The following is a 13,555-nucleotide window of genomic DNA, read 5'->3' on the forward strand; positions in this document are numbered from 1 at the left end:
TTGATTGACGATAACCTGCTTAGGTTCACAAGCTATCAAGATTAATATAGATAAGACTAGATTAATGTTTTTTATTCCCACTCAATAGTTGCTGGTGGCTTTGAGCTGATATCATATACCACTCTATTTACACCTTTTACTCTATTGATGATATTATTGCTTATTTCAGCTAAGAAATCATATGGTAAGTGTACCCAATCTGCAGTCATACCATCTAAAGATGATACCGCTCTTAAAGCTACTACTTTTTCATAAGTTCTTTCATCACCCATAACACCTACTGACTGTACAGGTAATAACATAGCACCTGCTTGCCATACTTGATCATATAAACCATGGTCTTTTAAACCTTGGATAAAGATATGATCTACTTCTTGTAGGATCTCCACTTTTTCAGCTGTCACATCTCCTAAGATTCTGATACCTAGACCAGGACCTGGGAAAGGATGACGACCTAAAATTTCTTGAGGGATGTTTAGTGTTTTACCTACTAAACGAACTTCATCTTTAAATAAAGTGTTTAACGGTTCCACTACTTTTAACTTCATGTAGTCAGGTAAACCTCCCACATTATGGTGTGATTTAATTGTTGCAGAAGGTCCTTTTACAGAAACAGATTCAATCACATCTGGATAAATTGTTCCTTGGCCTAACCATTTTGCATTTTCTACCTTCTTAGACTCGATTTCGAAAACGTCAACGAATACTTTTCCGATAGCTTTTCTTTTATCTTCCGGATCTGTTTTACCTTCTAACTCTGCATAGAATAAATCTTTAGAGTTTACTCCTTTTACATTCAGGCCTAAACCATGGTAAGATTCTAATACAGATTCGAATTCGTTTTTACGTAACAAACCATTGTCTACAAAGATACAATGTAAGTTAGGTCCAATTGCTTTGTGTAATAAAACTGCTGCAACTGATGAGTCAACGCCACCTGAAAGTCCAAGGATTACTTTATCATCACCTAACTTCTCTTTTAACTCAGCAACTGTAGCATCTACAAATGACTCAGGAGTCCAATCTTGCTTACATCCACATACACCAACAACAAAATCTTGTAACATGAATTTGCCATCAGTAGAGTGAGTTACTTCTGGGTGGAATTGAATTCCGAAAGTTTCCTCACCAGTGATTCTGTATGCTGCAACAGGAATACTGCTTGTACTTGCAATTACTTTAAAGTTTTCTGGAAGGTTAGTGATTGTATCACCATGAGACATCCAAACCTGAGATTCTTCAGGTACCCCTTTGAACATTGGGCTTGTGTGGTCAATGAAATCAAGGTTAGCACGACCGTATTCACGGTGCTCTGAACGTGCAACTGTTCCTCCGTTTTGATGGGCAAGCATTTGCGCACCAAAGCAAACACCTAGTAAAGGCATTTTTCCACGGATTTCCGATACGTCGAAGTTCGGTGCATCTTCTTCTAAAACTGAGTGCGGGCTACCTGATAATATAACACCTTTGTACTCAGAATGATCAATCTTTGGTTCGTGGTTGTAAGGGAAAATCTCACAATAAACATTTAACTCTCTAACGCGTCTAGCAATTAATTGAGTATACTGCGAACCAAAGTCGTAAATTAGGATCTTGTCCATATTATTGGAAGTATTCAGAGATTAATTTATGATGCATGCAAAGATGACGTTTTTTATTGAAAAAATGATGTTTCTTATACGATTTCTATAATTATTTACACTAAAAAACATACGTAATAAAGAAAAAAGGCCACTTACCGAAATAAGTGACCTTTAACATATTATTATATCAAACTAATCCAAGATTAGTTAACATCCCACCAAACTTTATCAGTATAGTTGTTTGCTGGTACATTTTCAGCATTCAAACCTTCCTCATCATTTGGATAGTAACCTCTTGTTGGGATTGCAGTATTACCAATAGTAATTGCAGCTGCAGGAACAGTTAATTGAGGGTAATCTAAACGTCTCCACTCAGACCACGCTTCAACACCTTGTCCATAAAGAGCAACATATTTAGCTTCACCAATTGATTTCTTCCAATTAGCAGCATCATAAGTTACAGTTGCTAAATAAGCATCTTTATCTGCTTCTTCAACACCCCATGCATCCATAGACGCTGCAATAGCTTCTTTGAATACTGTTTCAGCGCTACCACCGATAACACCTCTTTGGATTGCCTCAGCTTCAATAAATTTCAATTCAGCATATGACATTAAGATTGCAGGTTGTTGCTTAGCTCTGATACCTGGCAAATCTTGCTCGTCTTTAGTTGCACCTGAAGGACGAGAAGTTTTACCGTCTTTAGAAGCTTCTAATGACTCAGCATCAGTTAAACCAAATGGTAAACCAACATACTCATCATCAGCGTTCATTGCAGCATATAAACCTAAACGAGGATCGTTCATAGTTTTCATATGCTCAACAAAGAATTCAGTTACTGAATAATCATCACGATTATCTTGAGTAACATTAACCCATAATGGGTTTGCTAATTGAATTTGGTTATCGAATACCAATGTAGCATTGTCTGCATTTGATTCGAATTTGTCAGCTGCAGTAAGCGCTTGTTGTAAGAAAGTTGATGCACTTCCGTTAGCATCAATCATTCTAATTGCAACTCTTGCTTTTAATGCATTTGCAAACTTTTTCCAAGAATCGATATCATTATCATAAATGATATCACCTTGATTAAATGCAGCATTTGTGTTATCAAGCTCTGAAAGTGCCTCATCTAACTTAGAGATAAGATCAAGATAGATATCTTCTTGAGTATCATAAGCTGGAGATGGGTACTCTGCAGGGTTTAATGCTTGAGAATAAGGAACTGATCCCCAAGTATCTGTTACAATTTGAAAAACGTGAACTTTCAATATTTTCACAATTGCAAGCATGTTTTTCTTTTCAGCTTCTAACTGAGGAGTTACAGCTTCAGTTTCACCTAAAATTCTTTCAACTTCAGTTAAGTCTTTTAGAGAATTAGCATAGTAACTTTGCCATGAACCTGTGAAGTATGCTTTGTCATGTTGGTATCTTGACTCTGAAGCATATTGGTTTTGTCCCCAGTATTGTACTAGTAACATACCCCATTCTGCGTTCATTGCTGTACCCCAAGTTCTATCTGCTAATGCAAACTGACCTTGTGTTAATAAGTTCTCTACTGGAACTGAAGTTGGGTTGTTAGGATCGACGTTCATTTCCTCGAACCCGTTGTCACACGATGACAGACCTAATACTGCGGCCGCGGACAATGTATATAATAACTTTTTCATTTGAATCTAATTAAATAAAGATGGTCAATCTTATAATTTGAAGCTCAAGTTAAAGCTGAATGAACGAGTTGCAGGAGTTTGCGCGTTCTCTAAACCTTGAACGTTTGAAGTAGTCGTTACTGCTTGAGGATCTAAGTAAGGGATCTCAGAGTGGATTAACCATAAGTTACGACCAACGATGCTGAAGTTTACATCTCTAAATGGTAATTTAGAAACAACTTTGTTTGGTAATTGGTAACCGATTGAAGCTTCACGTAATTTCACGAAAGAAGCATCAAATACGTTAGGAGCAGCCATGTTCCAGTAAGAACCATAGTAAACTTGAGGGCTTACAGCAATATCGTTTGCAGAACCATCTTCTTTAACACCTTGTAATACCATACCGTTTTCACGGATACCGCCTTCAGCAGTTTCTGGTAATAAACCAGAGTACTTAGCCCATTGTAATGAAGTTGAGTGAATTTTACCACCCATTTGAGCGTCAATTAATGCTGAAACAGTTACACCTTTGAATGAGAATGTGTTACGGATACCACCTGTCCAATCTGGCATTACTGATCCTAAGAATACTCTATCTTCAGTAAATTGGTAGAAACCGTTCGAGTCAACAACTCTTTGACCTTGGTCATTGTAAACATAGTCATTACCGTAGATTGACATGTAAGGCTCATTCTCTTTGATTCTTAAGTCAGCAGCCCAAGTACCACCCATACCGATATATGGTAAGTTTGGAGCTAACTCAACAACTTTGTTATTGATTTTAGAGTAGTTCACTGCGATATCCCATCTGAAACCTGAGTTTGTTTGAATAGGAGTACCAGTTAACATTAATTCAATACCGTTGTTGTTCATTGAACCTGCGTTCAAGTATCTTGAAATGTAACCTGTTGTTGGTGACACATCAACTGATACGTTTTGATCTCTTGTAGTTCTGTTGAAGTAAGCAACGTCAACACCTAAACGACCGTTAAAGAAACGCATATCTAAACCGAATTCGTACTCTGAAGTAGTTTCAGGAAGAAGGTTAGCGTTGTTTTGAGTGTTAGGTACAGTATATCTTTGGTTTCCTGCGAAAGCTGGAGTTAATGGCTCATATACATCATATAAAGAGTAAACTGGTGCACCGAATGCAGACTCACCATATGAAGCTCTTACTTTAGCAAATGAAATTACTTCTGAGTTTTGGAAAGCAGGTAGTTCAGAGAATACAAATGATGTACTTACTGAAGGATACAACTTAGAGTTGTTATCTGTAGGTAGAGTTGAGAACCAGTCATTTCTTAATGAAGCATCAACGAATACCATGTCCTTATAACCAACTGATCCTGAGAAGAAGATTGAGTTGATCGCTTGCTCTCTTTGGTAAGTGTCTGTAGTAGCTGGAGAAGCTGAGTTATTTACATTCCAGAATCCATCTAATGGAAGACCACCATTTGTTTCAGTAGTAGTTCTCATGTACTTTCTAGCCATCATGTTACCACCTAAGATACCATTAACAGAGAATTCACCGAAACGATTATCATACATTAAACGACCTTCGAAGTTATCTTCAGACTGTGTTCTTACTTCTTCTTTGTAAGAAGAAACATCTACACCACCTGGACGACGACCTTCATAGAAAGTATGAGTATATCTATCTGTTGAAGCTCTACCTACAACTTTAAGACCTTTAGCTAAATCATAAGATAATGTCATGTTACCCATTAAACGGTCACGAGTATCACCTTGGATGTTTTCGAAACGTACCCAGTAAGGGTTATCAAAGTAGTTAGGAGATAAGTTTGTTGGGCTGATGATGTTCCAAGTTCTTTGAGAACCATCAACTGACTTATAATTTTGTAGACGATCGAAGTCTAATTGTGTTTGCCACCACTGAGTAAAACCTTGCATTACGTTGTTGTTATCGTAACCTGTTGCAGTTCTACCTGAGGCATCTTGATTAATATAAGAAGCAGAAACTGAAGCTTTTAATTTATCTGATAAATTGTAGTTAGCGTTTACAGTAAAAGTATTCTTATTTAAAGAAGAGTTTGGCATAATACCAGAAGAGCTGTTATTAGTGTAACCTAAACGGAAAGCACCTTTGTCATTACCACCTGATAATGAGAAGCTGTTATTGAAAGTCTTACCAGTTTCGAAGAATTCTTGGTATCCTTTGTTAGGAGCTACCCAAGCTCTAGTTTGTCCGTAGTTTTGTGTATCATTTGGATCAAATGAATCCCAGTGTCTAACCATTAAGTTAGGATCATATTTAGGACCCCAAGAACCATCTAATGCATAGTTTGGTCCAATGATTCCATCATAGTCGTACATTCCATCAGCACGGTCGCCATTAATTGAACCACCACCATAAATTTGTTGGTGCTCCATCATGTTAACTGCGTTTTCTAAAGTTACACCAGTACTTACTGAAAGACCGATACCTGTGTTTCTTTTACCTGATTTTGTAGTGATAAGGATTACACCGTTTGCACCACGAGCACCATAAAGTGCAGATGCTGTAGCACCTTTTAATACTGACATTGACTCAATGTCCTCTGGGTTGATATCTGAAGCTGCGTTACCGTAATCGTAAGCACCGCCACCAAAACCTCTCTCTTGACCTGAAGCAGCGAAGTTAGAGTTATCGATTGGCTGACCATCTACTACGAATAAAGGTTGGTTATCACCTAAGAATGAGTTTACACCACGGATTGTAATACGAGATGAACCACCTAAGTTACCTGCAGTACCTTGAACCTGTACACCTGCAACCTGACCCGCTAAAGAGTTTACTATGTTTTGCTCTTTTGTCTGAGTTAAAGTTTCACCAGAAACTTCTTGCATTGCATAACCGATTGATCTTTCTGATCTCTCAACACCTAACGCTGTTACTACAACTTCTTCTAGTTGCTCAACGTCCTCTTCTAAGTCGAATGAAATTGTAGATTGAGTACCTACTGTTTTCTCTACTGTTTTGTAACCGATCAAACGATATTGTAAAACTGGATTGTCACCAGAAACCATTAGACGATAGGCACCATCGATATTTGTAACGGTACCTTGAGACGTCCCTTTTACGATAACTGTAACACCTGGTAGTGGTTCCCCTGTTGGGTCATTAATCACACCAGTCACGGATCTCTCTTGAGCGAATGTAAAAATCACGCTCAACATAAGAGATGTTAGCAAGAGTGCTTTTCTCATGATAAAAAAATAATTGAATTGGAACTTAAAGTTTAGTCCTAGGCTAAGATTGAAATTCACCTATTGTGTCGGACTGTTGTTTTTCTTATTGAATTGGATAAAAGGTTAATGGACTAGCTCGTAGCAATACAAATTAAAAAATTGCTAGCCATAGATTTGATTGAATTTAAAAGTAGAAATGCGATCATATAGTATTATGAAAATTAAGTTAAATAATTGAATGTTTAAATAGTACAGTAATGTGGTTTTCAAAAGCCACATTGCAATTATATAACATTAACTTTAATTATCTAAACAATTGTTATAATTTTTTCACATTTAATTCATGCCAACATTAGCATATTACCATATAAATCTTAGAATAATACAATATTACACAACTGATTAGCAGCGATTTAATAGAATAATGCAACTTATATTTCAAAAGTTAATATTTGAAAATAATTCTACACCCAACACGTTGCACCTAAATATTTATTAAAATAAAAAAGCAGGTTACCAAAAATGATAACCTGCTTCAATGGTCTTAACTATCTATACAGATAATTAGAAGTATATTATTTATTAATATCCCCAGTTGTTCTCAGGAATATTAGGATTTGCCAACATTTCACGTTCCGGAATAGGGAACCAAGTTTGCTGTCCTTCGTTATTTACACCACCTTCAACCGTTGGATCTTCTGTAGCGATCTCAACACCTGTACGGTCAGTAACAACTACTTCTTGCTTAGTTCTTCTTAAATCCCACATTCTGTGACCTTCAAAAGCGAACTCTTTTGCAGCCTCATTGTATACATCTTGCAATGTTACAGTAGTTACATCAGTATAACCAACGATACGATTCTGTCTTAACTCATTGATCGCAGCTGCAGCCAATGCTGTTTCACCTTTAATCAAGTGTGCTTCAGCTTTTGCTAACAACACTTCAGCATAACGTAATAACTTAGGAGTATGAAGACCAATAGTATTATCATGACTATAGTACTTCATGATCCAGTTTAATGTAGAACCGTCTTTATCTGCTGTTTGATAGATAAGCGTTTTACCAATCTCTTCAGAAGCCTCAAAACGAGCATCATTTACTACACCACCTAAGATTACAGTATCAGGGTGAGCATGGAATAATAATGGTGAAGCAATGTAATCGCCATACATACCAGCATCTGGTGAACCATAAATGTTACCATAGTTGTTTGAACCACGACCTTGGTTAGATGCGAACTTCAATTCGAAAATTGTCTCAGCTCCACCTTCCCCTTGGTAGTAATCAAATAACTTATCGATTGGTGTTAAAGTATAATTTGCTGAAAGCTCATCCGCTAAGTTGATAATCTCTGTAGCATTATCACTTGCTTTTGAAGGATTCAACTCATTCTCAAATAACATAACACGAATCTTTAATGCTTTAGCAGCATCTACAGTAGCGTTAATTTTTGATGTATTTGAGATATTCTTAATTGCATTATCGATATCAGCATATACCTGAGTGAAGATCTCAGAACGGCTTGCCAACTCTGGCTTAAGAGCAATAGCTTCTTCTACTGTAGTTGGAGCAGAAAGTACTAATGGTACACTACCGTACGCTTTTAATAAATCAGTGTAAGCAAAAGCTCTTACGAAATATGCTTGACCAATTGCATTTACTACATCTGAATCTTCCATATCTAACCCTTCAGCTTGAAGGATTAGGTTTGCATTTGAAATTACTTCGTAGATCGCATCAAAAGTATTTTTATCAGCATCAGATCCAGTTGTTGCAAAGTTCTTTTTCAACTCGTAGTGAAATTCAAAACGACCACTTGTTGAAGGAGCTGCAGAAATTAAATCTGTTCCGATATCACCGTACAAGTTGAAGTTACGACCATAGTAACCCATTTCTTGCATTCTGTTATATAAACCTCCTACAAGGTCTTGAGGCAATACAGACTCGATGTTTTCTACATCTACGTTTTGTTGAGGTTCAACATCTAATGTACAAGAAGACATTGCTCCCACTAGTGCTGCACCTAATAATATTTTATATAATTTCATTATTCTCTAAGCTAAAGTATTTGATAATTTACTCGTTACAGTATGATCTAAATTAGAATGATACTGTTAACCCTCCTGTAAATACTTTTCCTTCTGGGTATTCGAAGAAGTTGATTCCTGTTGGATCCACTGTTGTTGGAGTGAAACCTTTGTAATCAGAAAGGATGAATAGGTTTTGAGCTGAAGCATAAATTCTTACGTTGCTCACTTTTGCTTTACTTAATAAGCTCTTAGGTAAAGTATAACCTAATGTTACATTTCTTAATGCTAAGTAGCTACCGTCCTCTAAGAATCTTGTAGAGTTTTGTTGGCCACCGTTTAAGCCCCAAGCTGGGTTGTCTGAAATGTCACCTTCTTTTTCCCATCTATCTGCAGTATATGCTGACTCAAGCATGTTGTATGGATACCAAGCGTCAGAATCAGTATATCTACGAGTAGAGTTGTAAATCTTGCCACCTACTGAGTAAGTTAAGAAGAATGAGAAGTCAAATCCTTTGTAAGCAAAATTGTTAGTCATACCACCAATTGCTTTAGGATAAGGGTTACCGCTCTCAACTCTTTGTGCAGCACTATATGAAGTAGTTGCCCATCTTCCGTCTTTTTGGAAGTAACCTGCTTTACCTGTGTGATCCTCACCATCATTTACATACCATGAAGCAGCACCTGTTGTTGGATCAGCACCAGCCCACTCTCTTAAGAAGAATGTTCTCATTGAAGAACCTACTCTAGCGATTTGAGTTGAACCGATTAAGATATCTTGATCGTTATCTAAACGAGTAATTTCGTTTTTGTTTAGTGAGATGTTGAAGTTAGTTGTCCAAGTAAACTCACCTCTGATGTTTTCAGTATTCAATTGGAATTCCCAACCTGAGTTTCTCATTGCACCAATGTTACGACGAGCAGATTCGAAACCAGTTGTACCTGATAACTGTTGATTTAATAATAAATCTTCTGAATCTTCGATGTAGTAATCAACATTTAATGTGATTCTATCGATGAAAGTAAGGTCAGCACCTACGTTAAATTTCTTTCTCTTTTCCCATGTTAAATCAGGGTTAGATAATTGAGTGTAGTACGCTGCTGAAGCATTGTTGTAGCTTGAGTAAGCATATAAACCTCTAGCTTCGAAGTTATCGATTTCAGCATTACCAGTTACACCATATGAAGATCTCACTTTAGCATCAGTTAAGATTGTGTTATCTTTCAAGAAGTCTTCTCTTGAGATATACCATGAAGCTGAAGCTGAGTAGAAGTCACCCCATTTGTTGTTAGCAGCAAACTTAGAAGAACCATCACGACGGTAAGAAGCAGTCGCATAGTATTTTCCATCATAGTTATATTGTGCTTGACCTAAGAATGACATGAATCTGTATTCAGTTTCATAACCACCTACTGATACTGGCTTAGCTGCATTGTCTAAGTTTTGTAATCCTGTTGGGAAACCTTCACCATAAGCGTTGATACCATTTACTTTGTTTGATTGGTATTCAAAACCACCGATAGCTGAGATATTATGAACATCATTGATTGTCTTATCGAAAGTTAATAATGATGTATTTGTTAAAGTAGTACTTACACCCCATGAGTTCGACTTAGAACCACCAGTTGATCTACCATCATATGATAAAGCAGAAGTATAGTAACCAAACTTCACGTCCTCAACGTTTACTGCGTTTGTTTGACGGAATGCTAACCAATCATTGAAACGGTAGTTTAATTTACCGATTAACTGACCTGTAGTAGATTTAGTTCTACGAGGGTTTTTATCTACGTCATGGATAAAGTTCGCGTTGATAGGGTTATCATCTAACCAAGCTCTTGGAGTACCGTCAGGGTTAAATGGATTAACCGTAGGAACACTCATATAAGTACCTAAAAGAGGAGACGAGAATAAGTTACCGTCAGAAGCATCTAATTGATCAATGTAAGACGCGTTACCAATAAATTGGATATCTAATTTATCATTGAATTTATGATCTACATTGAAACGAGCTGAATAACGTTGGAAGTCTGAACCAACTAAGATACCTTCTTGGTCATAGTATCCACCTGATACTAAGAATTTAGTTTTCTCATCACCACCTCTCATTGAGATTTCGTATGAACTTGTTCTACCTTGACGGAATGAATGATCACCCCAATCAGTGTTAGCATAAGAACCATCTTCTTTAACACCACTTACATATTGTACGTAATCTGCTGGAGTACCTGTACCGTAGTAGTTAGCTAAACCTTTAGATTGTGCTTCTACATACTGATCAGCGTTCATTCTTTTAGAGTTACCTTCATATACTGAAGAAACACCTTGCTTTGTACTGAAAGTAATTTGTGTTTTACCTGAAGCACCACCTTTAGTAGTTACTAAGATTACACCATTTGCTGCTCTTGCACCATATAAAGCTGTTGCAGCTGCATCTTTTAAGATTTTTACATCTTTAATATCTTCTGGGTTTAAGTTCGCTAATGGATCTCTTTCCCCTTGCTGATTTGCAGAGATGATATCTGATGATGTTTGGATTACACCGTCAATTACATATAAAGGATCAGATGAAGCATTTACCGAACCTACACCACGAATTACGATGTTTGATTTAGAACCTGGCTGACCAGATGAAGCATTAATGTTTACACCTGCTGCTTTACCTTGTAATGAGTTAGCAATGTTTGGTGTAACAATGTCTGTTACGTTCTCAATCTCTGGAGTGTTCGTTGCCATATCTTTTTTAGCATAACCAACGACTGTCACCTCTTCTAATTGTTCAGCATCTTGTTCTAAAGAAACGCTGAATTTTGATTGAGATCCTACTTTGATTTCTTGAGTTGCATAACCAACGAAACTGAATACTAATACAGTTTGTTCGTCTGCCATAATAGAGAATTTACCATCGAAGTCTGTGATAGTACCTTTTGATGTTCCTTTAACTACTACAGTTACGCCAGGAAGAGGCTCACCCGCCTCACTTACTTGACCTGTAACAGTTCTTTCTTGTGCTAGAGCACTTACTACAAAACCGATAGTAAGTACCATTAGAGATAGAAGTCGTCTGTACATAAAATTAAACTAATTAAGCTAACAGATATTCATCAGTAAAAGATATAATAGGTTTAAAACAGGTTAATCAAATTACAAGATGAATGGATTAATTGAATTGGTCCTCAAGAGAAATTGTTTGTATTTAATTCGAAACTTAAAAAATCTCTTAATTAACCTTAATGATATAATGCAATATTAACACTGAAAAATTTAATTGTTTACTTATTTTTGGTTAATGGTTGTAAATAAAATAAACCAAAATATTAAACATATAAAATAAACACTGATTATCAGTTAATTAAGTAAAATTCAATTGTTTACTTTTATTTAAAATTTTCTTTAACAGTAAGATAATTTTCACAAAAACAACACACACAACTATATTAGAATAGTTCAATAATTATATTTCAATATTTAACATCTTATTGAAATATATATTCATAATAAAAGTTATTGACAAAACTTTTTCCGGTAATAGAAAACAAAATCAAAATAACATACACCTAACACTGATTACTACACAACATTTACAATGTTAGGTGTAAACAAAAAGAGCCACCTCAAACAGGTAGCTCTTTTCTTTATCAATTAAGTGTTTTGCTTATCTATCACCACCTGCCCACCAGACTTGTTCAGTGTAGATAAAACGCCCATCACCTTGAGCATCTCTTACAAATGTATTGTTGTTTACATCGTCTGCTCCGTATGTGAATCTTAATGGAAATTTAGTTGGTTGAGGGTTTTGTAAAGTAATATAATCCCCCTCTCCCATAACATTTAATCTCCTCATATCAGCATATGCTTCTAATGACTCCACAATGAAAGAAGCGATATACTTTTCTTTCATAATATATTTTGCATCAAAACTTTCACCTGCAATTGCTGCTATATATGCAGTAATATCTGCTGTTTCTATTGCTGCAGCAACCATTGCTGCTTGAATTGCTTCTTCAGCAGCTGCTCTACCTGTACCGGCTGACATTCTCTCTTTTGCTTCTGCTTCCAAGAACTTCAGCTCATGAAAACTCATTAAGTAAGTTGGTTGTACTGAATTAGAAAAATAACTTGAAACACCATACAAACCTTGTAATTGAGTCGGTTCACCATTTGGAGCAAATGCTAAACTGTCAGCATTATCCGGATGAGGTACAAAATACTTGGCAATCCTTGGGTCAGCAGCATTCATATTATCTCTTAAACTTGTACTTGCACCGTACATATCTCTTTGTTGAAAAAGAAGATAATATGGGTTGTAAGATGTTGCTCCATTATAAGTATAACTTGCCTGTTCCGATGCATCAGCAAAAGATTGTCCTGCAAATGAAACTACATCACTATAAGTATACTTACCTGGATCGATATACGATAAACGCATAGTATATCTAGCTTTTAAACCATAAGCTAACTTTTTCCAATAGGTCTGAGGGTCTGTTTGGATACCGTAAATAACATCTTGAGCTCCTAAAGGATCAAAAGTTGTAGTTTTATCAAAGTTGGCAATTGCCGCATCTAATAATGTAAAAACATCTTCATAAATAGCTTGTTGCTTATCTAATTGAGGACGTAAATATTCCGTTGGACGCAGTGCTTCTGTCCAAGGCACATCTCCACAAGCATCAGTTAATACTGCCAAGTTATAAGCCATCATTACCTGAGCAACACCTAGAGTATGGTAATTACCGTCTTCAATTCCCCCTTCGGAACACTTATCAATAACATCTTTTAAATCTCTCATTGCTGTATAAGAAGAGTTCCAAGCATTATTGTATGTTGTTGATTGAATCATTGATGCATCGTTTCTGATCTCAGCATTGTAGAACTGATTGAAAATACCAACATGATGTTCAACAAAAAGAGATGCATAAAAAGCGTAATCGCCATTAGTTACTGACACTACAGATCTGTTTAAAGCATCCGTGATAATCAGTCTTGAGGGTACATTTGCGGGGTTATTAGGGTTCTTATTGATTTCATCCATTATCTCATCTGTACAAGACAATGAAATCCCACTTAAAACCAATAAGAAAATATATTTCAATGTTTTCATTATT

At 36.3% G+C, this 13,555-nt stretch carries 6 protein-coding genes; all 6 read right to left on the bottom strand.

Annotated features, from left to right (window positions below):
- Positions 1–71 precede the first annotated feature (71 nt).
- Positions 72–1,601: a glutamine-hydrolyzing GMP synthase gene (gene guaA, locus HGP29_RS25910; RefSeq protein WP_168885377.1), complete on the bottom strand. Its 1,530-nt coding sequence runs from the start codon at positions 1,599–1,601 to the stop codon at positions 72–74.
- A gap of 185 nt (positions 1,602–1,786) precedes the next feature.
- Positions 1,787–3,253, bottom strand: a complete 1,467-nt coding sequence (locus HGP29_RS25915) for a SusD/RagB family nutrient-binding outer membrane lipoprotein (protein WP_168885378.1) — start codon at positions 3,251–3,253, stop codon at positions 1,787–1,789.
- A gap of 30 nt (positions 3,254–3,283) precedes the next feature.
- Positions 3,284–6,439, bottom strand: a complete 3,156-nt coding sequence (locus tag HGP29_RS25920; protein WP_168885379.1) for a SusC/RagA family TonB-linked outer membrane protein — start codon at positions 6,437–6,439, stop codon at positions 3,284–3,286.
- A 564-nt stretch (positions 6,440–7,003) separates the two neighbouring features.
- On the bottom strand, positions 7,004–8,470 hold the full coding sequence (locus HGP29_RS25925; protein ID WP_168885380.1) for a RagB/SusD family nutrient uptake outer membrane protein: 1,467 nt from the start codon (positions 8,468–8,470) through the stop codon (positions 7,004–7,006).
- A gap of 52 nt (positions 8,471–8,522) precedes the next feature.
- Positions 8,523–11,522: a SusC/RagA family TonB-linked outer membrane protein gene (locus tag HGP29_RS25930; RefSeq protein ID WP_168885381.1), complete on the bottom strand. Its 3,000-nt coding sequence runs from the start codon at positions 11,520–11,522 to the stop codon at positions 8,523–8,525.
- Between the two features lie 583 nt (positions 11,523–12,105).
- Entirely contained in the window at positions 12,106–13,551 is a 1,446-nt protein-coding gene (locus tag HGP29_RS25935) for a SusD/RagB family nutrient-binding outer membrane lipoprotein (RefSeq protein ID WP_168885382.1), read from the bottom strand.
- Between the last annotated feature and the right edge of the window lie 4 nt (positions 13,552–13,555).

Origin of the sequence: Flammeovirga agarivorans (assembly GCF_012641475.1) — a bacterium.
Taxonomy (GTDB): domain Bacteria; phylum Bacteroidota; class Bacteroidia; order Cytophagales; family Flammeovirgaceae; genus Flammeovirga; species Flammeovirga agarivorans.

Excerpts from the sequence above, each read along its gene's own strand:
- guaA (WP_168885377.1), bottom strand. The coding sequence starts at position 1,601 with ATGGACAAGATCCTAATTTACGACTTTGGTTCGCAGTATACTCAATTA.
- HGP29_RS25915 (WP_168885378.1), bottom strand. The coding sequence starts at position 3,253 with ATGAAAAAGTTATTATATACATTGTCCGCGGCCGCAGTATTAGGTCTG.
- HGP29_RS25920 (WP_168885379.1), bottom strand. The coding sequence starts at position 6,439 with ATGAGAAAAGCACTCTTGCTAACATCTCTTATGTTGAGCGTGATTTTT.
- HGP29_RS25925 (WP_168885380.1), bottom strand. The coding sequence starts at position 8,470 with ATGAAATTATATAAAATATTATTAGGTGCAGCACTAGTGGGAGCAATG.
- HGP29_RS25930 (WP_168885381.1), bottom strand. The coding sequence starts at position 11,522 with ATGTACAGACGACTTCTATCTCTAATGGTACTTACTATCGGTTTTGTA.
- HGP29_RS25935 (WP_168885382.1), bottom strand. The coding sequence starts at position 13,551 with ATGAAAACATTGAAATATATTTTCTTATTGGTTTTAAGTGGGATTTCA.